The 22,860-nt window shown below is 60.8% G+C and carries 19 protein-coding genes; 10 read left to right on the top strand and 9 right to left on the bottom strand.

All coding sequences use genetic code 11. The features are described from left to right. Positions 1-12: 12 nt before the first annotated feature. From EWV35_RS05135 to EWV35_RS05125, 3 genes are read left to right on the top strand one after another with little or no spacing between them, the layout of a single operon-like run. On the top strand, positions 13-258 hold the full coding sequence (locus EWV35_RS05135; RefSeq protein ID WP_129658759.1) for a hypothetical protein: 246 nt from the start codon (positions 13-15) through the stop codon (positions 256-258). Beyond that, the gene (locus EWV35_RS05130) at positions 255-1,715 is read left to right on the top strand and encodes a sodium:solute symporter family protein (RefSeq protein ID WP_129658757.1); all 1,461 of its coding nucleotides are present in this window, start codon (positions 255-257) and stop codon (positions 1,713-1,715) included. The genes EWV35_RS05135 and EWV35_RS05130 overlap by 4 nt, the downstream gene beginning before the upstream one ends. Next, positions 1,716-3,332: an amidohydrolase gene (locus EWV35_RS05125; RefSeq protein WP_129658755.1), complete on the top strand. Its 1,617-nt coding sequence runs from the start codon at positions 1,716-1,718 to the stop codon at positions 3,330-3,332. 213 nt (positions 3,333-3,545) lie between these two features. On the opposite strand, the gene EWV35_RS05120 is transcribed toward EWV35_RS05125, so the two are convergent. Further along, on the bottom strand, positions 3,546-4,007 hold the full coding sequence (locus EWV35_RS05120) for a MarR family winged helix-turn-helix transcriptional regulator (RefSeq protein WP_202976036.1): 462 nt from the start codon (positions 4,005-4,007) through the stop codon (positions 3,546-3,548). 126 nt (positions 4,008-4,133) lie between these two features. On the opposite strand from EWV35_RS05120, the gene EWV35_RS05115 reads away from it, so the two are divergent. The 6 genes from EWV35_RS05115 (at position 4,134) to EWV35_RS05090 (ending at position 14,123) form a co-directional block, all read left to right on the top strand. Beyond that, positions 4,134-5,741 carry a DHA2 family efflux MFS transporter permease subunit gene (locus EWV35_RS05115; RefSeq protein ID WP_202976035.1) on the top strand — a complete coding sequence of 536 codons (1,608 nt, stop codon included), beginning with the start codon at positions 4,134-4,136 and terminating at the stop codon, positions 5,739-5,741. A gap of 626 nt (positions 5,742-6,367) precedes the next feature. Then, complete coding sequence (gene aroA, locus EWV35_RS05110; RefSeq protein ID WP_238654169.1) at positions 6,368-9,484, top strand: 3-phosphoshikimate 1-carboxyvinyltransferase; 3,117 nt, start codon at positions 6,368-6,370, stop codon at positions 9,482-9,484. Positions 9,485-9,491: 7 nt separating this feature from the next. Beyond that, the gene (locus tag EWV35_RS05105; protein ID WP_129658751.1) at positions 9,492-10,661 is read left to right on the top strand and encodes an acyl-CoA dehydrogenase family protein; all 1,170 of its coding nucleotides are present in this window, start codon (positions 9,492-9,494) and stop codon (positions 10,659-10,661) included. After that, on the top strand, positions 10,658-11,473 hold the full coding sequence (locus tag EWV35_RS05100) for an SDR family oxidoreductase (protein ID WP_202976033.1): 816 nt from the start codon (positions 10,658-10,660) through the stop codon (positions 11,471-11,473). The genes EWV35_RS05105 and EWV35_RS05100 overlap by 4 nt, the downstream gene beginning before the upstream one ends. After that, positions 11,470-13,515, top strand: a complete 2,046-nt coding sequence (locus tag EWV35_RS05095) for an oxidoreductase (protein ID WP_202976032.1) — start codon at positions 11,470-11,472, stop codon at positions 13,513-13,515. Before EWV35_RS05100 ends, EWV35_RS05095 begins: the two co-directional genes overlap by 4 nt. Positions 13,516-13,727: 212 nt before the next feature. Further along, the gene (locus EWV35_RS05090) at positions 13,728-14,123 is read left to right on the top strand and encodes a DoxX family protein (protein WP_129658747.1); all 396 of its coding nucleotides are present in this window, start codon (positions 13,728-13,730) and stop codon (positions 14,121-14,123) included. A gap of 152 nt (positions 14,124-14,275) precedes the next feature. On the opposite strand, the gene EWV35_RS05085 is transcribed toward EWV35_RS05090, so the two are convergent. The 8 genes from EWV35_RS05085 to EWV35_RS05050 all read right to left on the bottom strand — a co-directional run bounded on the left by EWV35_RS05085 (position 14,276) and on the right by EWV35_RS05050 (position 22,016). Next, positions 14,276-15,703: an aldehyde dehydrogenase family protein gene (locus EWV35_RS05085; protein WP_129658745.1), complete on the bottom strand. Its 1,428-nt coding sequence runs from the start codon at positions 15,701-15,703 to the stop codon at positions 14,276-14,278. Between the two features lie 144 nt (positions 15,704-15,847). Next, positions 15,848-16,960 carry an NAD(P)-dependent alcohol dehydrogenase gene (locus tag EWV35_RS05080; RefSeq protein ID WP_129658743.1) on the bottom strand — a complete coding sequence of 371 codons (1,113 nt, stop codon included), beginning with the start codon at positions 16,958-16,960 and terminating at the stop codon, positions 15,848-15,850. 200 nt (positions 16,961-17,160) lie between these two features. Beyond that, positions 17,161-17,361, bottom strand: coding sequence for a tautomerase family protein (locus EWV35_RS05075; protein ID WP_129658741.1), 201 nt, complete (start codon positions 17,359-17,361; stop codon positions 17,161-17,163). Between the two features lie 37 nt (positions 17,362-17,398). After that, positions 17,399-18,430 carry a VOC family protein gene (locus EWV35_RS05070; RefSeq protein WP_202976031.1) on the bottom strand — a complete coding sequence of 344 codons (1,032 nt, stop codon included), beginning with the start codon at positions 18,428-18,430 and terminating at the stop codon, positions 17,399-17,401. Positions 18,431-18,464: 34 nt separating this feature from the next. After that, the gene (locus tag EWV35_RS05065; protein WP_129658739.1) at positions 18,465-19,247 is read right to left on the bottom strand and encodes a 2-keto-4-pentenoate hydratase; all 783 of its coding nucleotides are present in this window, start codon (positions 19,245-19,247) and stop codon (positions 18,465-18,467) included. Next, positions 19,244-20,284: a 4-hydroxy-2-oxovalerate aldolase gene (dmpG, locus tag EWV35_RS05060; RefSeq protein ID WP_129658737.1), complete on the bottom strand. Its 1,041-nt coding sequence runs from the start codon at positions 20,282-20,284 to the stop codon at positions 19,244-19,246. The genes EWV35_RS05065 and dmpG overlap by 4 nt, the downstream gene beginning before the upstream one ends. Further along, on the bottom strand, positions 20,281-21,207 hold the full coding sequence (locus tag EWV35_RS05055) for an acetaldehyde dehydrogenase (acetylating) (RefSeq protein ID WP_193554080.1): 927 nt from the start codon (positions 21,205-21,207) through the stop codon (positions 20,281-20,283). Before EWV35_RS05055 ends, dmpG begins: the two co-directional genes overlap by 4 nt. Positions 21,208-21,221: 14 nt before the next feature. Beyond that, positions 21,222-22,016, bottom strand: coding sequence for a 2-keto-4-pentenoate hydratase (locus tag EWV35_RS05050; protein WP_129658735.1), 795 nt, complete (start codon positions 22,014-22,016; stop codon positions 21,222-21,224). Between the two features lie 73 nt (positions 22,017-22,089). Here EWV35_RS05050 and EWV35_RS05045 point away from each other — a divergent pair, with 73 nt between their 5' ends. Beyond that, positions 22,090-22,857: an IclR family transcriptional regulator gene (locus tag EWV35_RS05045; protein ID WP_165168355.1), complete on the top strand. Its 768-nt coding sequence runs from the start codon at positions 22,090-22,092 to the stop codon at positions 22,855-22,857. Positions 22,858-22,860 lie beyond the last annotated feature (3 nt).

The following is a 22,860-nucleotide window of genomic DNA, read 5'->3' as shown; positions in this document are numbered from 1 at the left end:
AAAGGAGAAGCAATGATTCCCAGGATGGCGAGTGTGGTCATCTCCCTGATTGCACCAACCGTAATTGTGACGGTCGGAATTCTAGTGCTCGGAGGATCGAGCGTCACGGTCTTTGGCATACCGTTGGTTCTGCTGTTCATGTTTGTGATGTTCCCGGTGATGAGCCTCGCAATGTGGATCAGCTGGCACCTCTTCGACAAGCACGCGGACTACCAGCTTGACGAACTTGAAGACCCGGTCTCGGAGGTGTCTTCATGACGATTGTCATGTTTGTGGTGGTGCTACTGCTCGCCGTGGCAATCGGCCTGTATTCCCGCGTCGGAGCCGGCAAGTCGACCGCGGACTTCATGGTGGGTGGCAGAAGCTTCGGCTCCGTGATGGTGTTCATCATGGTCGTGGGAGAGGTCTACTCCATCGGTACAATCATCGGCTTTCCGGGTGGCGTATACGCCAACGGCGTTGGTTTCGCGGTGTGGTTCATGGGCTACATCCTCTTGGGATATCCCATCGGTTATTTTCTGTTGCCTTTGTTGTGGAAAGCCGGACGCAAGTACAACGCCATGACCTTGCCGGACATCTTCCGGGGGCATTTCAAATCCCGCCCATTGGAGCTAACGTCCGCCCTGATCGCCGTAATTTTCCTGGTGCCTTGGGCCCAATTGCAGCTGACAGGCCTGGAGGTTGCTCTCAACGGCCTTGGCCTGGGCTTAACGCCTCTGGCTACGGTGCTTATCGGGGTAGGTATATCCCTGGTCTTCGTTCTCCTGTCGGGAATCAGGGCCCCTGCCTTCGTCAGTTTCCTGAAGGATTTCGCTTTGATTGCCGTAATTCTGGTGGTCGCCGGTTTCGTGCTGTACAAGGTCCCCAACGTTGCCACCATTGTTGCCGACGCCAACGTTGGTTCAGCTCACACCACCATCCCGGCCGGGGTCCCGATGGTCAGCACCATCTCGACTCTCTTGTTCCAAACCTTGGGTTTCTACATGTTCCCGTTCGTGATCCAGGCGGTCCTCAGCGGCAAGTCTCCCATTAGTATCAGGCGCACCCAGATTGCGATGCCGCTCTATATGCTCATGTACCCGTTCATCCTGCTGACCTCTTTCTTCGCAATTTCCGCGGTGCCCGGTCTGACCGGGGCGGACACCAATCTTGCCTTCATCGAGGTGGCACGCCAGCTATTGCCCGATTGGCTGGTGGGTTTGGTCGCAGGTGGAGCGGCGCTGTGCGCGATCGTGGTTCTTGCGGCCTCGGCACTGGTCATCGGTACTCTGTTCTCCAGGAATGTTCTTCCACATGTCAGCGAAGCCAAACAAAAGCCACTGACGCAGGTGGTGATCTTCGTTTACCTGGCAGTCTCGATTGTGTTGACCCTCGTAGTGCCTACCATCATGGGGACATTGATCAACACTTCTTACTACGGGCTGACCCAGTTCATCGTTCCCGTCGTTCTGATGATTTTCCCGACGCGGGTCCGGCCAGGCGTGATGGCCATCGGACTAGCTGTGGGCGCTCTGGCATCCATCGGGATCTACCTCTCGGGGGCCACATTGGGCGGGCTCAACATCGGCGTTCCAGCCCTCGCGGCGAACTTGCTGGTGCTCGTCATCGGCAGACTGGTGGCTCCGGCTGCAACTGCCTCCCCGTCCCTTGCCGCACGGCGGCGAACTCTGCCTTCCGATGCAAGTGATAAGACCAACAAAGTGGGAGCTTCCTAAATGTCAGCTACTATCTTCGCCAACGGGGCTATTCGAGTGGATGCTTGGAGCGATCCCGTAGAAGCTCTTGCCGTAAATCAAGGAAAAGTCATCGGCGCAGGGCCGCTGGAGGAAGTCGAGGCCAAAGCCGGGTCAGCTCCGCGGCGAGTGAATCTCGACGGCGCCACCGTGGTCCCGGGGCTGATCGAGTCCCACGTTCACCCCGTATTCTTCGGACTGACCAGAAACTGGACTGATTGCCGCAGCCCCCTCAACGGTTCCATCGCTGATATTCAGGGGGCTTTGCGAGGAGATCTGGCGACCGTGCCCGCCGGCAAGTGGCTTCGTGGCTGGGGTTATGACGACACCATGCTGATGGAAAACCGCCATCCTCATCGAGATGACCTGGATGCCGTCAGTCGTGAGGTTCCCCTGGTTGTCTCTCACATCTCGGGGCACTTCGTTGTAGCGAATTCCCTCGCGCTCGAGCTCGCCGGCATCCACGAAGATCGGGGAGATCCCGCGAATGGGCACTTTGTTCGAGATGAAGCCGGGAGATTGACCGGCCTGTTATGGGAGATGGGGGCAGTGCACGCGGTCCTTGACGCTATGCCACAGACGTCCGCAACCGATGTTGAAGAGGCGGCCCGCTACGCGGCTGACATCGGTATTGAACGCGGCATGACATCCATTCACGACCTCGGCGTCGGCATCATGGCCGGAGACCTGGAGATTCAGGCGTGGCGGAAGCTGGCCGCAGATTCCAAGATCCCGCTCAGAGTGACCGGCTATGTGAGAGCTGACCTCGCACAGGGGTATGTGGCAAGCGCGCCAGACCTGTTCACTCGGCCCGCCTCGGGAAAATATCGGGTAGCCGGTGCCAAGTTCTGGTCGGACGGTTCGATCCAGGGGCTTTCGGGCGCACTGAAAGAGCCATATTCGTGTCATGATTCCGAGTGTGGAGAACTGCTGTATTCCCCCGAAGAATTGGTCGAACTCCTGCGTCGCGTTGACGGTGCAGGAGGCCAATGCGCGGTCCACGCCAACGGCGATCGTGCTATTTCTGCGGTGGCAGGGGCCTTCGCTGCCTTGCGCGGGAGCTCGGATCAGAGCGATCCGAGGCACCGGGTGGAGCATCTGCAAATGGCATCGGATGAGGATATCTCGTCGCTGGTCGCGTCGGGCTCGGTCGCTTCCATTTTCGCCAATCACATCTACTACTGGGGCGACCGTCATCGCGATCGTTTCATTGGGGCCGAACGTGCTGCCAGGATCAATCCCACGCGGGACGCTCGAAACGGCGGCCTCCACTTCGGCATGCATTCGGATTGCCCGATAACACCGATGGACGCTTTGGCTACCTTTCGCACGGCGGTGACAAGGCAGACCAGTGGCGGCTCTGTCCTGGGCGCGGCGCAGCGAATTGACCAACGTGCAGCATTGCACGCCCTGACTGCGGACAGTGCGTACCTGACCCACGATGAGGATCACTTGGGTACGCTGACAACCGGTATGGACGCCGACCTGACCATCCTCGACCAAGACATCGTGGGCCTGGATATAGAACAAACCCAGGGCGTCTCAGCCGTAGCAACGGTGGTAGGCGGAGAATTCGTTTACAACAATGGCCAGTTCTAAAGACAATGATCTGATCATCCGGTCCATTGTTGTCACTGACCGCGTTCCCCCAGCCTGATCACTGTGGACTTCGACCCAAGGCAGAAAAGGCTTCGCAGTGGAATGCGGCGCGTGTCTTGTGAGGAGACCCACCGCGGGAAAATCAGGACTATCTTCTACGTCGCAAGTGTCTCGAGCGCGAGTACGGTTGCGGGGGATTCGCGTACCGAGCCTCTACTCGTCAGTCTTCTCGCCAACGTAGGCTTCCATGGTCGAGCGAAGCTCAGAGATGAATTCTTCGAGTTTCACTAGCACGTCTTCCGGATATTTGCTCATCACGTCGTCGATCCGCGCACCGAGAGGGTCGAAGAAATCGTCGGTGGCCTTCTGTATTTCGGCGGTCGAATGCAGAGTGACAATGCGGCGGTCGGAGTGCTCGTGAGAGCGGATCACGTAACCGGCCGTTTCGAGTCGATTGAGCAGCGATGATGTTGCTCCCGCGGTCAAACCGACTCGTTCCCTGAGACGAGCGGGGGAGAGCGGGGTTCCGCGTTCCTCGGCAGCAAGAATTTCGATGACGGCGGACGCATCCGTGTGGTGCAAGCCAAGACTGGCCGCAAATCGGCGTCCTACCTCACCGTATGTGCTCCCGTAGCCGCGGAGCACCTCGATCATGCGTTCACGTTGTTGCACCACGCTCTGGCGCGCCTTATTACCCAAACTTACCTTCTTCGTCCGAGAGCTTCATTTGACAAGCTATCATCGCGCCAAATAGTTTCACAGTGAAACTATTTGGCGGTGTAAGTATATATGGAGGTTTCGATGGTGGCAGTATCGGCAACGGCTCGGCGTTGGTTAGGCCTGATAGCCCTGGCCCTGGGGGTCGCATTGATCGTCGTGGACACTACGGTCGTGAACGTGATCATCCCACCCATGATTGAGGATCTGGGGATTAATTCGGCGCAGGCCCAATGGGTCCAGGAGTCCTATGCCATCGTGTTCGCCGCTCTTCTGCTCGTCGTCGGACGTATCGCTGACCTGCGTGGGGCACGGTTCATATTCGTCACCGGCGTCATCGCCTTTGGCGTCACCAGTCTGCTCGCGGCCATGGCGCCCACCGGAGAAATTCTGATACTCGCCAGGTTCTTGCAGGGGGTTGGCGCGGCCATGATTCTTCCGACCACGTTGTCTTTGCTCAATTACATGTTCACCGGCAAAGCACGCGGCCAAGCCTTCGCCGTATGGGGCGCGACGATCGGTGCAGCCACCGCTCTCGGGCCGGTCCTCGGCGGATGGCTGTCCGAACATGCCTCGTGGCGGTGGGCTTTCGGTATCAATATTCCCCTGACGATGCTGATACTCCTGCTCGCCCTGGTTTTCATCCGCCGTTCCCCGCACACTTCGGGTCGCGTGGATGGGGCTGGCGCTCTGCTGTCCGTCGCGGGGCTGGGCCTGCTCGCCTTCGGGATTATCGAGGGTCGTGTCTACGGCTGGATCACGAGCCAGCACGAATTCTCACTTTTCGGGCTCACCTGGGACAAAGGGCTTTCACCAGCTTTCGTCGCCCTTATTGTGGGTGCAGTGGTCATGGCGGCGTTCGTGTGGCGACAAGTCGTCCTCAGCCGCGGCGGCCACGCTGACCAGCCCCTCATGGACGTCAGGCTGTTTTCCATCGCTTCATTCCGTAACGGCAACATCGCAACCGTGATCATCGGCCTGGGGGAGTACGGGATCATTGCCGTCATGCCTCTCTGGCTGCAGTTCACCCTCGACTATTCGTCGCTCCAAGCTGGACTCGCGCTCGTCCCGATTGCCGTCGGAAGCTTCGTTGCCAGTGGCGTGACCTTTCCTCTTGCGCGCAGAATTTCGGCTCTGGCATTCGTGCGAATCGGCCTCGCCGTAGAAATTATTGGGCTCGCCGGTCTTGGCACGGTCGCGACAACCACCGATTCGCCCTGGTGGCTGATTGCATTCGTGCTGTTCATTTATGGCGCCGGAGTCGGATTTGCGACTGCTCAAGTTACCAACGTAGTGCTCGCCGATGTCCCCGAACAAGAAGGGGGACAAAGCTCGGCGATCCAGAGTACATTCCGTCAACTTGGCTCAGCCCTGGGCATCGCTGCCCTCACCACCGTGTTCTTCTCGGCCATCAGTGCGCAGCTGAAAGCTACCCTGGTCGATGCCGGCATGTCCACTCAAGATGGGGATAAATTCTCCAGCGCCGTCACAGACAGCGGCGGAGCGGCAATTGCGCCGTTGGCCCAGAACCCGGCCACTGCTTACGTCGCTGATGCGGCCCAAGACGCGATGACCCACGGGCTTGCCCTCGGTTCCTGGCTCGCGGCAGCATTCCTGATTTTGGGCGTCGTCGCAACATTCTTCATTCCGAATAAAACTGTTTCACGTGATAGGCCCGAGGGATCGGAATGAGGATTATCGTGACGACTTTGTTGTAGTAAACTATTCGGTTCCGTCCTAGGCCTCATTCGTATTTTCCATAATTGACCAGGAAATAATTCTGATAGCGAGGATACGCGGCTGTGAGGCGTTTGTCAGGGACGGTAGAGCGAGGGTATGACGTACGTCAGCCTCACCTTCGCGTAACTATTTGAAAGCTATACAAAATTAGCTTGATGAGAAAGTAACCGTTATCCCAGGACTGTTTTCCCTAGTCCGAAAAGTCGGGGAATTAACTGGCCGGGCTGTTGCTGGCCCCGAAGTAGTGGTTGTATTTCCCCTTGATAGGTCCGGTCGCTTGTGCTAATTGCCGTTACGGATCCGTTACGTCGGTTTGAATTGGTTTCCAAAAGAAGTCGGGCCTCGATACGTATTGCATTCCTAGTCATTGAAATGGAGGTCCGTGGACGGTCCTGCCGAATCGGGCGGCCCGGTGACAACATTCTGGCTCAGGGATTCGCATTCGGCTGGAACCAGGGCGTGCAACCGGAGTCTCCGGCGGTCTAGGGCGGACGGATATGCTCTCGTCCGTCTTAGAACGGCGCCGATTTGTTTCATGGTTCACGGACAGACCGGGACACAGTGCTAACGTCGAATACGTGCAGTTGAATTCCACAGAACATCAAGGATCCGTCACCGGCACTCTGAGCATTCCAGTGTCCAAGTACCATGTGCACCGCGCGCTGGTTCTGGCCGGACTAGCCGATGGCGTCAGTATCCTGCACGGTGTCTCGCACACCAGGCAGGCCGAATGGACTATCGCATGTTTGCGGGCCCTGGGAGTAGGAATCACCGTCACGAAAGACGCGTATATCGTCAACGGGACGGGTGGGCGCTTTCGCAGCGTGCCGATTCGGGAACGAGGATCGGACGGTGGTGAGGGCCTGCTCGATGTCGGTGCCTCGGGTACAACCCTGTACTTCCTCACCGGCCTGGCTTGCTTGTCCGATAGCCCGATAACCCTGACGGGCATGAAGTATTTCCGGCGACGCCCCATCAAGGCCCTCCTCGACTCTCTCCAGCAAATGGGCGTCGAGCTCTCTTCCGAGGATGACTGCCCGCCGATCACCGTCCAGCCCGGTCGTCCCCGAGGGGGCGACATCGAGATTGCAGGGACCCTCTCCCAGTGGATCTCCGGGCTGTTGCTCCTGGCTCCCTTCGCCGAGACGGACACAACGATTCACGTGACCGGCGGCAAGCTCAACGAGGGATCCTATGTGGACCTGACTTTGCGCCTGATGCGCCATTGGGGCCTGGAGGTCGAGGTCAGTGAGGACGAGCTGACTTACCGGATTCCTGCGGGGCAGACCCCGAAGGCTCGGGACTACACGATCCCGGCGGACATCGGATCGGCGGCTTTCGGGATCGCGGCTGCTGCGTTGCACCCGGCCGACGTCCTGCTCGAAGGGCTCACCGCCGCCACCTCCGCCGAAGCGGACCACCCGGAGGCCGAGTTCCTCGACATCGTTACCGAAATGGGCGTTCCTCTGACCAGGGATCCTGAGACCGGATGGGTGCGTATCCGCCATGACGGCCTGACCCTCCAGCCTTTCGATCTCGACGCGACGACCTTCCCCGACCTCGTCCCCGTTCTTTCCGATCTTGCATGCTTTGCCCATGGCACGAGCCATCTGCGCAACGTCGGCCATGCTCGGCTCAAGGAGTCAGACCGGGTTGCCGCGATGCTCCAGGTCAACCGGCTTGGCGGACACGCTGAGCAGGAAGCTACCGCCTTGCACATCACCGGCATCGAGAGCGGCAGGGGGACCGGAGCCGCGCTGTCGAGCTTCAACGACCACCGTGTGCTCATGGCCCTGGCTGTGGCCGCCACGAGGTGTCAGGGGGTCACCAGCCTGACCTATCCGCATGCGTATCGGACCTCATATCCGGAGTTTCTCGACGCGATGGAGAGCATCGGTCTGAGCATCGGGGTCGGCTCGGACTCGCGTCGCGAGAAGCACTCCGAACCCGCACTCGAGTCCGCTCCCCGGCATCCGGAGGAGGACGTGCCCCACGAGGATGCTGTGTTCCCTCGCTTGGTGCGAGAACGCGCGGCGCGCAGCCCCGAGGAGGCCGCGGTGATCGAGGTTGCCGAGGGTGAAACCGCCTCCACCACGACGTGGAGCGAGCTTCAGGACGAAGCCGACCGGATCTCGCAGATGCTCATCGAATTGGGCACAATCCGTGGTGACGCGATCGCAGTGCAGTTGCCCAATTGGCGCGAGTTCGTGGCCGTGTCACTGGGCGCCATGCAGATCGGCGCAGTCGTCACCCCGATCATGCCGGTCTTCGGCCCGCGGGAAGTTTGCATGACCCTGGTCCGCTCGAAGGCCAAGATCCTTTTCCTGCCCGACCTCTTCCGTGGCCGCCGTGCCGCTCTCGAGCTGCTGGCCGTGGCTGACGAGGCCGAGGCCACGGGGCGCAAGCTTGCGCTCGAGAACATCGTGGTCGTTCAGGCCGCGGCCCGCGACGGCGAGGAGAACAAGGGTCTGTCGCCGATTCCCGAAGAAGCGGCAGCCCGTTGGAACGCTTCCGCTTGGACCTGGCGCTATTACGACCGGGCTCTGGCTTCGGTGACTCCGGAGCTGGGGGCCATCGCCGACCGCATGCCCAGCGAGGAGGACATCTGCCAGCTGCTGTTTACCTCCGGTACCACGGGCGAGCCCAAGGGCGTTCAGCATCCGTATCGCACTTTGGGTCAGGCCACTTCCATGCACGTTGCCCGCTCGGGTCTCGGCTCGGGGGACCGGATCTTTGTGCCGAGCCCGCTGGCTCACCAGACCGGCTTCCTCTATGGGATGTTGTTGGCCTTCCGGCTTGGCGTCGCGCAGGTGATCCAGCCGATCTGGTCGGGGGAGAAGGCCCTGGATCAGGCCTTCGAGCAGGCTAAGGTCTCCTTCGTCCAGGCCGCGACCCCGTTCCTGATGGACCTCGTCGGGCTCGTGGAGTCCGGGCAGAGGGAAGCACCCGAAAGCCTGACGACCTTTGTTGCGACGGGGGCCGCGGTTCCGCGCGAACTGGCCCAGCGGGCCACGACGGTGCTGGAGACCTCCGTGCTCGGGGCCTTCGGCACCACGGAGACCTGCCTGGCCACGTTGTCGGGCCCGGACGACGTCCCGGAGAGCATGTGGGGTACCGACGGACGGGCCCTTCCGGGGATCACCCTGCGCATCGTCGACGATGAAGGGCATGAGGTTCCGGCAGGCGTTGAGGGAAACTTCGAGTTCGCCTCGCCGACCCTGTTCGGCGGCTATCTTGAGCGTTCGGACCTCACCGCGGAGGTATTCACGGACGATGACTTCTACAGGACGGGCGATCTCGCCGTCATCGACGAGAACGGGTACCTCAAGGTCACTGGCCGTGTCAAAGACATCATCAACCGCGGAGGGGAGAAGATCCCGGTCAGCGAGATCGAGAATCTGCTCTTCCGGCACCCCTTGGTGGCGGACGTGGCCCTGGTGGCGATGCCGGATCCGCGGCTCGGTGAACGCGGCTGCGCCTACCTGGTTGACGCCCAGAAGGACCGGACCCTCGACCTGCCCGGCATTCAGGAGTACCTCTCCGCTGCTGGCGTGTCCAAGTACTACTGGCCCGAGCGCGTCGAGCACATTGACGAAATGCCGCGCAACGCCTCGGGGAAGATTCAGAAGAACATTTTGCGCGAGGCCGCCGCGGCCCTCGCCGCCGACGGCCGCGATGGCCGGAAAGAGAGCTGATATCAGCATGGTCGACAACAACAGCCAGAGCCTTGGCGAGCTCCTGGACGAGGTGCGAGCTTGGGTCTCCGGACCGGGTGAGGAATGGGCCGAACGCATCGAAGACACCGGCACAGTACCGGATGAGCTCGTGACCGAGCTCCGCGACCGTGGATGGTTGTCCCTCGCGGCCCCGCAGGAACTCGGTGGGGCAGGGATGTCCTTCTCGGATTACCTCCAGGTTCTGGAAGTGATTTCCAAGTCCCACGCTTCGATCCGGATGCTCGTGCACGTGAACAACGGGACGTGGCGGGCGATGGCCCCATACGCCTCACAGGAGCTGCGGGAGGAGGTCCTCATTCCCGCGGTCAAGGCGGACAAGCGCGTTGCCTTCACCCTGACCGAGCATGACCGCGGCTCGGGAGCCGATATCGGCACGACGGTTCGCCGCGAAGGCGACGAATACGTCATGAACGGCGAGAAGCACCTGATCACCTTCGGAGTGAAGGCCGATTACCTGCTGATCACCGCACGCCTCGAGGGAACTTCCGGCAAGGAGGGACTCGTGAGCTTCACGATGCCCAACCATCTGCCCGGCGCGGAGGTCATTGACGACTCCGACACGATGGGTGTCCGAGGAACCGATCACGCGATCCTGCGTTTCAACGAGACCCGATTCCCGGCCCGTTACCGCATCGGCGAGGAGGGGCAGGGCCTCGAGATTGCACTCGGCGGATTTCTGACTCCCAGCCGGGTCGGCGTAGCTATGAGCTGCGTCGGGCTGGCCGAACGTGCCCAGGAACTGGCCATCGAATACGCGAACGAGCGTGTGACGTTCGGTAAACCACTGGCCAAGCGCCAGGCGATTCAGTTCATGCTCTCTGAGAACTATGCGCGTCTGGCCGCGGCCAAAGCGCTCGTGATGCAGGCGGCTCGCGCCTACGAGGCTGGCGCTCCGGACGCCGGCGAGCTCTCCTCCGCTGCGAAACTCACCGCCGTGGACATGCTCACTTTCGTGACCGACAACGCCCTGCAGGTCCATGGAGGTCGCGGATACTGGAAGAAGAACCCCATTGAACGCGTTTACCGGGACGCCCGTGCCCAGCGTTTCGAAGAAGGAACCAACGAGATTCAGAAGCAGGTAATCTCCCGAGGTGTTCTCTCGGGAACCGTATCTACCGAAGGAGGACAGTGGTGAGCGAATCTCCTCGCGTCATCGTCATTACCGGGGCCAGCCGAGGCATCGGCAGATTGCTGGCCCAGCGGTTGGGGGCCCAGGGCGCTCATCTGGTCATCAACTACAAGGCCAATTCGGAACTGGCCGAGGAGTCCCTCGCGGCCGTGCGCGAAGCGGGCGGTGGCGGGATCACGGTCCAGGCGGACGTCGAGTCCCCTGAGGGCGTCGACGAGCTCTTCGCCGCGGTTGATGCGGCTTATGACCATGTGGACGCCTTCGTGGCCAATGCCGCGGCCTCTGCATTCAAGCCGGTCAAAGATCTGAAAGTTCACCACCTGGATCGAAGCTATGCGATGAACGTCCGCAGTTTCGTGCTCGGCGCGCAGCGCGCCGCCGAGCGCATGCGTGACGGCGGAAAGATCGTCTACATGTCCAGCTACGGTTCGCATTCGGCCTTCCCGACGTACGCGGCCCTCGGCGCGGCGAAGGCCATGGGCGAACAGTACATGCGCTACATGGCCGTCGAGTTCGGCCCGCGCAATATCACCGTCAACGCCGTCAACGGCGGTCTGATCGACACGGATTCCCTGGACTTTTTCTACAACAAGGTCCCAGGCATGGCGGATATGGATTCCGTGGTGGAGAAGCTGCCGTTGGGGCGTCCGGCCACCGCTGAGGACATGGCCCAGGCGGCGCTGTTTCTGCTTTCGGAGCAGGCCGGGTACATCACGGGCCAGGTGCTCAACGTCGACGGCGGCCTGTCCGTCATCGCCCCGCCTTACTGGGCCGACACCAAGGAGCCCTTGCGCGAGGCGGTGTTCGGGCAGGAGTGAGCGCTCCCTTTCCCCGTATCGCAACACCCCTTGGCCTCGGGAGCCTGAGGCTTCCGCATCGCATTGTGATGGGCTCCATGCACACGGGCCGCGAACATGATGCAACCGCCCTGGGCGCGTTCTATGCAGAGCGCGCCCGGGGCGGGGCGGGACTGATGGTCACGGGCGGGCTCGCGGTCAACCAGGCCGGATCCGGTGGCGAGGACTACGTAGTGCTCACCGATCCGGCCGTGACCGAGAACCTCGCGGAGGCGGTCAGGGCCGTTCACGCCGAGAACGGGCTGATTGCCGCCCAGCTCTTCCACGCCGGGCGCTATGCCGTCGGTGACTGGGCCGTCGCGCCCTCACCGGTCCCGTGGCGGGCGGCGGGCGGTATTGTTCCCGCAGAGCTCGACGAGGCCGGGATTCGCTCTACGATTGATGATTTTGCCGCCGCGGCCGCCGCGGCCCGAGATGCTGGCTTCGACGCGGTGGAAATCATGGCTTCCGAGGGGTACCTGCTCAACCAATTTCTGTCCCCGTTGACCAACCTCCGAGAAGATGCCTGGGGCGGAGATTCCCAGGCCCGGATGCGTTTTCCGCTAGCAGTCGTGCGGGCCGTGCGGGAGGCGGTGGGCCCGGACACGCCGGTGATCGTCCGTCTTTCCGTTGAAGACCTGATGCCGGGATCCACGGTTCCCGCGGAGACCGACGCTTTTGCCCTGGCGGTGGCTGAAGAGGGCCCCGATGCGCTGAGCATGGGGGTGGGGTGGCACGAGTCCCGGGTCCCGACTGTCCAGTCCTCGATCCCGCACGGTGCGTGGGTCGCGTATGGGGAACGCGTCGCCGACGTCGTTCATGCCGTTCATCCGGATCTGCCTTTCATCGCTTCCAACCGCATCGTGGATTTGACCGAAGCCGAAGAGATTTTGGCCCGTGGTCGCGTCGATGCCGTGGCGATGGCCCGGCCTTTCCTCGCGGATGCGGACCTGATGGCCCGTTCCTTGGCCGGAGACGCCAGCTTGGTCAACCGCTGCATTGGGTGCAATCAGGCCTGCATCGACCGTTCGATGTCCTTCACTGCCGTATCCTGCCTGGTCAATCCGCGAGCGGGGCAGGAATCGGGCTTCCCGCTGGAGCTCTCGCCCGAGCCTCGTTCCATGGCTGTGGTAGGGGGCGGTCCGGCAGGACTGGCCGCGGCCGAGGACCTGGTTCTCCGTGGTCATCGTGTGACTGTCTTCGAGAGTTCCGCTGCATTGGGCGGTCAGTTCAAGCTCGCCGCCCGGGTTCCCGGCAAGGAGGATTACGGGGTCATGGTCGCGGCTGCCGAGGAGCGGCTCAGGCGGGAGGGCGTTCGTATTGAGCTCGAGCATGCCCCGGATGCGCGCGAGCTCACCGGTTTCGACGGTGTCGTGCTCGCAACCGGCGTCAGGTCTCGCAGTATCGATCTGCCCGGGGCCGACCAACCACATGTCATAGGTTATGAGAAGGCCCTGCGCGATGGGGTTGCCCCGGGCCCTGTGGCGATCATCGGCGGAGGCGGCATCGGCGTGGACGTGGCCGCCTCCCTGGTGGAGACCGCGTATCCCGCCTGGAGGTGGGTCGGCTTCGCGCAACGGTTCGACGTCGAGCCGACGGTTCTTTCCCCCACGAGCGCTCTCGCCGAGCGACGCGGCACCCCACGGCCTGCTCCCAGGCCTGGCCAGCAGGTGACCCTCATGCGCCGTTCCGGACGTTTCGGCCAGGGGACAGGCAAGACGACCCGTTGGGTCAATGTCGGGGTGCTCCGTGACGCCGGGGTCTCGATGATCAAAGATCTCGACTACGTGGGCATCACGGACGATGCCGTCGAAATCTCCCGCGAAGGAAGGATCGAACGGATCCCCGCGACCACCGTGGTCGTCTGCGCGGGCCAGGAGTCCTCTGACCCGCTCTCAACACAGCTCGGGGCCACGGGCGTTGCCTTTGAAGTGGTCGGTGGGGCGCGGGAAGCGCGCGCCGTGGATGCCGTGCGGGCAACGAGCGAGGGCCTGGCAGCGGCTCGCCGTCTCACCGCGATTTAAGGGATCGATCCTCGACCTCCTCTTAATAGGTGATGCGGATGCCCGCTCGTCACCGACAGGACTTCATAGGGAATACCTTCCGGGACTCGTCGTAGCTTGCTAGAGTTGTCCTTCCCTAGTGACCTTGACGCACAGCATCTTCGATGCGGCTAGGGGAGTGAGGGCCGGTATTAGTTCACGATTGGTCCTCGCGGCAGAAGGGGTGAATGAGGATGATTACTGTTCCGCCGCTCATCGCAGCGGTTGTCCTTCTGCTGGTACGTGCCGTGCTTGCCGTGGCGTTTTTTCGTGAGTTCTGGGTTAAGGCCAAGGACGTCCCTGGCTTCGCGAAAAACGATGGTCTCAACGTTCCGGCAGCGTGGTTCGTCACCGTCGCCGAACTCGCTGCGGCGCTCTCCTTCACGACCGGTGTTCTGGCTCAGTGGGCCGGAACCGGTGTGATCCTGCTGATGATCATCACGACGAGCCTGCACGTTTTCAAGTGGCACAGCACATACTGGGCCTCGTCCGGTGGCCCGGAGTACGACTTGCTCTTGTTGAGTTTGGCGGCAGTCGTTCTGGCATTCGGTGCCGGACCCATCGCCGTACCGACCCTGTTCGGATACTGACAGGAACACGGGGCGGGTCTGATGGGGCCGGTGATCTACAATCGTTGGCGCTCATTTCGGGGGACCGGCCCTAAACTGGTTGCCTGCCGAACACAGCGGTTACGTCATGTCGCCTGACGGGGTTCAGGGGAGTGGACTCCGAGCGACTTGGCTCAGAGTTGTTGGGTGTAGGTTTTGATCTCCTGGAACTCCGCGAGCGCTCCGAGTCCATTGAGACGCCCCAATCCGGACTGTTTGAACCCTCCCTCTTCGAAGGAGTCCGTCACCACCGCCCATGTGTTGGTCCATATAGTGCCGGCTTTGATGCGCCGCCCCACGCGCGATGGGCGGTCCACGTCCCGAGTCCAAATGCTTGCCGCGAGTCCGTACTCAGTGGCATTGGCCTTCGACACAGCCTCGTCGTCGGAGCTGAAGGTCTCGAAGGTTGCAACTGGACCGAAAACCTCTTCTTGAACGATTCCCGCACCGACATCGGCCACGGCAAGCAGGCTCGGAGAATAGAAAGCGGTATCTCCTTGCTGCCCTCCCCGTCTGAGAGCCGTCGCCGAACCATTGTCGATGGCCGTCTGTACGGTTCGGTCTACGCGTGAGGCGTTGGCAGCGTCGATCATGGGTCCCATGTCGACACCGTTCTCGTCACCTGCTCCCACCGTGACCGCATCCAGCGCGGCAACCAGTCGTTTGCTGAGTTCCTCGGCGCGTGACTCATGGACCAGAATTCGGCTTCCGGCCATACAGAACTGTCCTGTGAAAGTGGTGATGCCCTGGACGAGCACGGGAACGGCAGCATCAAGGTCCGCGTCGGAAAAAATCATCATGGGAGTCTTTCCGCCCAGCTCCAAAGACAGCTTTTTCAAGTGTGGCGCTGAGTTGGCCATGATGGTTCGCCCTACTTTGGCGCTGCCCGTGTAGCTGACCGCAGCCACGTGCGGCGAAGTAGTCAGCAGTTCGGCCAAATGGTTGCCGGATTCAGTCACGGAGTTGATGACCCCCCGTGGCAAGTCACTTGTGTCCGCGAATAGTTGGTGCAGAAGCCCATTGACCATAGCCGTTTGAGGCGGGAGCTTCATGGCCACGGTGCAACCAGCGGCCAGCGCCGGGGCGAAGGACCGAATAGAGAGCACTATGGGGGAGTTCCAGGGCACTATGACTCCAGCGATACCCACGGGCTCGGCGACGCTGCGCTGGATGAGACCGGGCGCAGTCTCCGATGCGTGTCCGGTTTCGGTGAGGGCGGCGGCCGCGTAATAGCGCAGTTTGGGCACGGACACAGAGAGCTCGAATCGGGCTTGCTCCAGAGTCTTTCCGTTGTCTCGGGAAAGTGCTCGAATGAATTCGTCGGAACGGGCTTCGAGCAGGTCTGCCATGTTCATGAGAACGCGGCTTCGTACCTGCCTGTTGCTTGCCCAGTCGGTCGTCTCGAAAGCCCCTCGGGCAGCATCGACCGCGGCTCGGGCGTCCCCGGCGGTACCGTCGGAAAATTCGCCGAGGCTCTTGCCTGTGGCGGGGTTGAAGGCCTGCTCGAACATTTCGGATTCTGTCAGTTCTCCATCGATGTACTGTCGGGCTGCGGTTGTCATCGGTGTCCTTTCGAAGTTTGGTCTGGTCGCGGTCCTGGGGAAATACCATGGGTCGTAGTTGGGACCTCTGTCTGGCCCGGTACGGTTTTGTCTCTGCGGATTCGAGTTTATTGAGGCGATTCCAGGGATGAGCGAGCAGGTTGTCTATTGCGGAAGTCGGACAATGGGTTTGATGACCGTGCCGTTGGCGGAGTCCACGAACCCCTGGTTGATGTCGTCGAATTCGTAGTATTTAACCAGTCTGTCAAAAGGAAAGTCGCCTCGTTTCCAGAGCTGAACCAGACGAGGAATGAACACCTGGGGGACGGAGCTGCCTTCGATGATTGTCTTGAAAGTCCATCCCTTGACCAAGGAGTCGCCGATTTCAAATGGGACTTCTGTGCCTGATGTCGTAGATGCCACGGTGGCCAAGGTGCCACGTTTGGCCAATGCCTGAGCAGCCCGCGTGAGGAGGACGGGTATGCCCGTCGTATCGATCGCAAAGTTGATGCCTTCGCCGCCGGTGATCTTCATCAGGCCATCGACGACGGCATCGATTTCTCGGGAGTTGATGGTGTGAGTCGCACCGAGCTCCATCGCCGTCTCCAGCCGGGAATCGTGAATGTCCAGGGCGACGATTGTGGTACATCCGGATATCTTCGCGGCCATGATGGCGGCACTGCCGACGGCGCCGGTCCCGAAGACGGCCAACGTGGTGCCGGGCGCCGGACGCAGTTCGTTCAGGACGGCTCCGGCGCCGGTGTTGAACCCGCAACCCAGGGGCCCCACGAGTTCAAGAGGAACGTCCTTGTCGAGGACTATGAGGCTTTCTTGGACGACATTGGCATGAGTCGCGAAGGATGACTGGCCGAAGAAGTGTGAGGATAGTTGTTCACCGTTCTTCGACAGAGCGGTGGAACCATCGCGCCGCCTTCCGCCGAAGTCCTCGGCGAATACGTTCTCACAGTAGGCCGGATTCCCTGAGCGGCATTGATTGCATGTACCGCAATAGGCTGGGCCGAGAGCGACGTGGTCTCCGACCTTTACATTCGTCACGGCTTCGCCGACAGCTTCGACGATACCGGCGCCCTCATGACCGAGGACGGCAGGCAGGGGTGTCGGATAGACACCGTCTCGGACCACGGCATCTGTATGGCAGATACCTGCTGCGACTATACGGACCCGCGCCTCATTGGGCTTGAGCTCGTCCAGTTCGATGCCGTCCTCGACGACGAGGGGCTGTTTGTGGTCGCGAACAACGGCTGCAGTAATCTGCATAGTGGTTGGCCTTTCAGAGAGGACGTTCTGGGTTCCAACCGTTGACTGCGAGGTTGGTGGGATCTGCGTCCTTGATCCCCTTGCACGTGCAATACAGATCCTTTGACGGTGCAAGCGGACGGATCGGTATAGGGCGAACCTGCCGCAAGCGGGAGGTCTGATGGAATGCCAAGCGAGCCCCCATGCACCGTGGCTTAGACCTATTGCGTATTCGAGCGTTTCTCGGCGAGAGTCTGAACACCAGAACCCCAGTGCGTCAACGGAAATTCGTTCACGGTGACACGCACGTTCTCAGCCGGTGCGTCGAGCGATGTCGATACTGCCTCCGTGACGGAACGAATGAGCTCTCGGATTTGTTCGGGCGAGCGCCCCTCGGCAATCGATAGTTGTGCTAGCGGCATGTGAATCCTTTCCGGGGTTTGATTCTGGCTCGGTTGCTCAGCGTGCGCCGAACAGTACCTTGGCCTCATCGGCGATGTACCTATTGGGTGTACGGTAAGCGGTCGGTCCCGCGACCGGAGTCCCGTAGGTATCGAATTCGGCTGGGAGGTCCGCTCCATACCAGATGATCGCGTGGTCTAGGGAGTCTAGTCCCCATAAAACCGGCTCGTAGGTCGGATCGGTAATCTCAGGACCTAACTGGCCTACGAGTTCAATTCGGTTGCCGCCCGGCTCGAATACATAAACGAATTTGGAGCGGCTGATGGCATGCCAGGCGGGCCCGGCTTCGAACTCGATCCCTGCGTCCGTCATCACGTCGCAAGCGTCTTCGAGGTGTTGCTGGACGCCGTAGAGGAATGCTACGTGATGCAGGCGTCCACCGCCTCCGACCGCGTCTTTGACGAGCGCTACGTCGTGGGTGCGCGTCCACGCGCGTAGCCAGGCACCGGCCTCTCCGTCCTCAAGCACAATATGTTCACTGAGTTTGAAGCCCAAAACCTCCGAGTAGAAGTTCTTATTGGCTGTGACATCCTTCGAAAGGATGTTCAGATGGTCCAACCCCCGCACGGGCACACCATTGAGCGGACGTCGTTGGGGCCGATTGAGCACGACGCTCTTCTGGTCTTCGGCTGCCTGAAAGTAATCGACTTCGAAGTTGATTCTCTGTCCGGCGCCGTCAGGTGTGGTGAATTCGTAGGCTGGTCCCATGCCCACTTCTCCTTCAACCCATCCTCGGCCGAGTCCGGACGCCTCGATCGCGCTCACACGCCGCTCGAGAGCGGGCTGAGAAGAAGCTCGCCAACCGGCAAAGCCCATTCCGGGCTGGTCACGCTCCGTGATTTTCAGCGAATGCTTGTAGGGGTCCTCGTAGCCTCGCATGTAGACGGACCGGCCGTCGCGGCCGGTTTCCACCATTCCGAGCAGGTCGCGGAAGAACCACACCGTCTCATCCACACAAGGCGAATAGAGCTCGAATGAGGCCATTTCGGCAACGTCAAATATGGGTTCTGGAAATTCTGGGGTGTTCAAGGCGGATCTCCTTTGATCGACCGCGTTGTCAGTGTCATTCACCGGTGATGTGAATCGAACCGAGATGAGTGAATTGGGCTGTGATGGCTGACCCGGCCCTGACCGGAACTGCGTCCGTGAGCCCGCCGGTCAGCACAATCGCTCCCGCAGGAATCTTTTGGCCACGCTTGCCCAGGGAATTCGCCGCAAGGGCGAGTGCCTCCGCCGGATGGCCTTGTACGGCTGCGCCGGTGGCCGTGGCCGTCACGTGACCGTCAACGGACAATGAGACAGCCTCGAGTGCGAGGTCCAGATCCGTCGGGGAAACGCGGACCGGTCCCAGGCTGAACAACGCGGAGGACGCATTGTCAGCAACGACGTCAGGCAGGGCGAAGCTGAAGTCGCGATAGCGGCTATCGATGACTTCGAATCCCGCGTAGACGCTTTCCACGGCATTGAGTGCCGTTGCGGAGGTGATACCGGGGCCCGACAGATCCTCGCCCATGACGAATACGATCTCAGGTTCGACACGGGGGTGGATCAGTTTGTCCAGCGGAACTGGCTGATCGGCGGCGAGCATGTAGGCATCTGTAAGGGTTGCGGTCAGCGGCGAGTCGATTCCCATGCGCTGCTGTTTGGCCCGGCTGGTCAGGCCCAGTTTGACGCCTACAACGTGCTCGCCGTTCTCCACACGCTGAGCAATCAACGCATCCTGAACCTCGTATGCCGTGTCGATGTCCAGCTCCGGCCATTCGTCGGTGATCCGGCCCCGGGATTGCCGGTTGGATTCCGCTGCCAGCAATTCCTTTACTGCATCCTCGATGCTTGCAATGCTCATGCCGATACCTCCTGCAAATCGCGCTCCTTGACCAGCTCAAGGGCAATGTCAATGATCATGTCTTCCTGTCCGCCGACGAAATGTGCCTCGCCTACTCGTTTGAGCACTTCGTGCGCGGGAACGTTGTATCGTTCGGCCGCGCGCTTGGCATGGAGCAAGAAAGAGTTGTATACGCCGTAGCGACCTTGAACGATCGCATCCCTGTCGATCTTGGGGAACTCAGGGACGATAGGGCGCAGCGTGTCTTCGGCGGCGGAGAGAATCTTTTCCATGTCTACGCCGGTGGGGATTCCGAGGGCGTCGAAAGTTGAAACCAATGCTTCGGTGGGAGTATTACCGGCGCCCGCTCCCAGTGAGCGTAAGGTTCCGTCGATTCGTCGTGCCCCGTTTTCGTAGGCCACGATTGAATTGGCGACACCGAGAGTCAGGTTCATGTGCCCGTGGAAACCGACCTGTGCGTCATCACCGAGTTCCTCAACTAGGGCACTTACGCGGTCGCGCACGCCCTCCGGCAGAAGCGCACCCGCGGAGTCCACGACGTAAACACATTGGCACCCGGCATCGGCCATAATGCGTGCCTGTTTCGCAAGCTGCTCCGGCTCAGTCATGTGCGAAAGCATCAAGAATCCGGCGGTCTCCAAGCCCAGCTCGCGCGCGGCCTTGAAATGCTGGATGCTCACATCGGCCTCGGTGGAGTGAGTTGCCACACGCACGTAGCCGATTCCCGCGTCCACGGCTTCACGCAGGTTATCGATGGTGCCGAGGCCCGGCAGGATGAGAGCGGCAATTTTGGCATTGTGGGCTCTTTCGACGGCCACTCTGATCAGGTCAATGTCGCGGACCTTGCTGAATCCATAGTTGAAGCTGGAGCCGGCCAATCCGTCACCGTGCGTGACCTCTATGACCGAGACGCCGGCGTCGTCGAGCGCCCCGACGATGTTCCGAACGTTCTCCCCACTGAAAGTGTGAGCCACGGCGTGTGAACCATCGCGCAAGGTTGTGTCGGTGATCTTCACGCCGTCCTTTTTCGTGTTCATGCCACGGCCTCCTTCGCGGTTTTCGCGAGTACGATTTCTTCGGCCGTGCGGTTTGCCGCGGCCGTCATGATGTCCAGGTTTCCGGCCCACTCGGGGAGAAAATCGCCATTGCCCGTGATTTCGAGAAAAACACCAACACGGGCTTGACCGTTCCAGGCCTCTTGGGGATCGTCGAATTGAGGTTCGGCCTTGAGTTTGTAACCCGGTACGTATTCCTGGACGGTCGATACCTTCTGGTAAATGGCTTTGGTGATCGCGTTCCGGTCAGCATCGGGGTCAATAGCCACGAACACGGTGTCGCGCATGACCAGCGGAGGATCCACCGGGTTGAGCACAATAATTGCCTTACCGCGCTGTGCGCCGCCGACGCTTTCGATGGCCTGTGAGGTCGTCTCCGTGAATTCATCAATATTGGCGCGCGTACCTGGGCCTGCCGATCGCGAAGAGATTGAGGCGATGATCTCCGCGTACGGAACGTCCGTAACCTCGTGCACGGCAGCCACGATGGGAATGGTTGCTTGGCCGCCACAAGTAATCATGTTGATATTCGGCGCACCAAGGTGTTCTTGCAGATTCACGGCCGGGCTGACGAAAGGACCGACAGCTGCCGGCGTCAGGTCGATGGCTTGGATGCCGGCCTCAGCATATCGAGGAGCATTTGCTGCATGCGCACCCGCGGTCGTTGCTTCGAAGACGACGTCCGGCAACACATCCTGCTTCAGCATCCAGTCCACGCCTTCCGCCGAAGCAGTCACGCCGAGCTTGCGGGCCCGTTCCAAACCTGCCGAACTTGGGTCGACACCGATCATGTACAGCACATCGAAAATTCCGCGACGTTTGAGCTTGATGAGCAGATCCGTTCCGATGTTTCCGGGGCCTACAATCGCCGCGGTGGGTTTGCGAAGGTTCACAGTTTCTTCCATGGGATTGTCCTTTTCTACTGGGAGGCCGGAGAGAACGCGGCGGTGACGGAACCTAAACCAGCGAAGTCGGCTGAGATGACGTCGCATTCGGCGACTGAAATCATGTTTGTGAACGCCCCGGACATCACCACGGACCCTGCCTCCAGAGTTGTGCCGAGGGAGCCCAAGGTGTTGGCAAGCCACGTCACGGAAGCCAACGGGTTGCCGAGGACAGCGGCCCCTGCGCCGGTCTCCACGATTGCACCGTTCTTGCGAACTACCGACCCGACGAGTCCGAAGTCGCGATTGCGTATATCCACCGGAATCGAGCCGAGGACGACCGCGGCAGAGGATGCGTTGTCCGCGATCGTGTCCGAAATCGTGATGTTCCAGTCTTCAATCCGTGAATCAACGATTTCCAGAGCTGCTATTGCATAATCGACAGCTCCGATGACCTCGGCCACGGTGTTGCAGTTGCCTGAGAGTGGCTTATTGAGAACGAAGGCGATCTCCGGCTCGATGCGAGGGGAGATGAACTTGTGGGAGTCGAGCTCCGCCCCGCTGAGGTGGAACCGGTCCCCGAAGAGACGGCCGAAATCGGGCTGGTCAACCCCGAGCTGTTGTTGCACCCCCGTCGAGGTCAATCCCACTTTGTAACCGGCTATACGACGGCCTTGGGCAACCCAGTGATCGATTTGGTGCTGCTGGATCGCGTAAGCGTCGTGCTGGGAGAGTCCTGGGAATGACCGTGTGAGAGGGGCTATGGGGTCTCCGCTCTGCTCCGCGCGGAGCAGGGACTGCGCCAGTTCTTGGTGATTTGGTTCGGACATCGGTGGCCTTTTCGAGATGTATGCGACAGTGCGTTGTTGACACGCTCACGCATATCAACCGAATATGGCAAGAATGAGTTCCACTGAGCGAAACGCTCCTGCTTCGATGATTGGTCGGGTCGACCAAATCCTGAATGCTTTCCAGCTTTGGGGTCCTCTGATGTCTCCTGGAGATATCCGTCGTGTGACCGGACTGCCCAAGGCGACCGTGTCGCGGATCGTCTCGGAGCTCGTGGAGCACAGAATTCTCGAGTATTCCGGAAGGCAGCTTCGTCTCGGGATTCGTCTCTTTGAATTGGGCGTTATGGCGGTCGGTCCACGGGATCTCAATCGTCTGGCCGCGCACCGCATGGCCCACCTCCGAGCGGCTACGGGACAAACGGTCCATCTGGCCGCCCTCGACGGGCGCGAGGTTGTCTACGTACAGATCCTGCGTAGTTCGACCAGCCCGCCGCTGCCTTCACGGGTGGGAGGCAGACTGCCGGCGTATGCGACGGGTGTCGGGAAGGCATTGCTCGCGTGGTTGCCTGACGCCGAAATCGAGAACAGTCTGCCGGATAAGTTGGAAGCCTTGGGGCCGAACACCATTACTTCACGGTCGCGACTTTTGGTCGAGCTGGACCGGATACGCAAAGCGGGCGTCGCCTATGAGAGACAAGAATCCAGTGATGACCTCGCTTGCGCCGCGGCCGCGATCATGGGTTATGACAACCGGCCCATCGCAGCCATTTCGATTACTGTCCACATTGGCTCCGTCTCACTGGATACTCTGGGCCCGGCCGTTGCCACAACGGCAGAGACGATTTCCGCGGATGCAAAGCGATTCCGGATCAGTCGGTGAGAT

Origin of the sequence: Rothia uropygialis, from assembly GCF_004137765.1 — a bacterium.
Taxonomy (GTDB): domain Bacteria; phylum Actinomycetota; class Actinomycetes; order Actinomycetales; family Micrococcaceae; genus Rothia.
Note: the sequence above shows the minus strand (reverse complement) of the source record. Positions and strands in the feature narration are given on the sequence as shown.

Coding starts and splice junctions, on each gene's coding strand:
- EWV35_RS05090 (WP_129658747.1), top strand. CDS start 13,728: ATGATTACTGTTCCGCCGCTCATCGCAGCGGTTGTCCTTCTGCTGGTA.
- EWV35_RS05105 (WP_129658751.1), top strand. CDS start 9,492: ATGGTCGACAACAACAGCCAGAGCCTTGGCGAGCTCCTGGACGAGGTG.
- dmpG (WP_129658737.1), bottom strand. CDS start 20,284: ATGAACACGAAAAAGGACGGCGTGAAGATCACCGACACAACCTTGCGC.
- EWV35_RS05115 (WP_202976035.1), top strand. CDS start 4,134: ATGGTGGCAGTATCGGCAACGGCTCGGCGTTGGTTAGGCCTGATAGCC.
- EWV35_RS05135 (WP_129658759.1), top strand. CDS start 13: ATGATTCCCAGGATGGCGAGTGTGGTCATCTCCCTGATTGCACCAACC.
- EWV35_RS05130 (WP_129658757.1), top strand. CDS start 255: ATGACGATTGTCATGTTTGTGGTGGTGCTACTGCTCGCCGTGGCAATC.
- EWV35_RS05080 (WP_129658743.1), bottom strand. CDS start 16,960: ATGCAGATTACTGCAGCCGTTGTTCGCGACCACAAACAGCCCCTCGTC.
- EWV35_RS05055 (WP_193554080.1), bottom strand. CDS start 21,207: ATGGAAGAAACTGTGAACCTTCGCAAACCCACCGCGGCGATTGTAGGC.
- EWV35_RS05125 (WP_129658755.1), top strand. CDS start 1,716: ATGTCAGCTACTATCTTCGCCAACGGGGCTATTCGAGTGGATGCTTGG.
- EWV35_RS05065 (WP_129658739.1), bottom strand. CDS start 19,247: ATGAGCATTGCAAGCATCGAGGATGCAGTAAAGGAATTGCTGGCAGCG.
- EWV35_RS05085 (WP_129658745.1), bottom strand. CDS start 15,703: ATGACAACCGCAGCCCGACAGTACATCGATGGAGAACTGACAGAATCC.
- EWV35_RS05075 (WP_129658741.1), bottom strand. CDS start 17,361: ATGCCGCTAGCACAACTATCGATTGCCGAGGGGCGCTCGCCCGAACAA.
- EWV35_RS05045 (WP_165168355.1), top strand. CDS start 22,090: ATGAGTTCCACTGAGCGAAACGCTCCTGCTTCGATGATTGGTCGGGTC.
- EWV35_RS05050 (WP_129658735.1), bottom strand. CDS start 22,016: ATGTCCGAACCAAATCACCAAGAACTGGCGCAGTCCCTGCTCCGCGCG.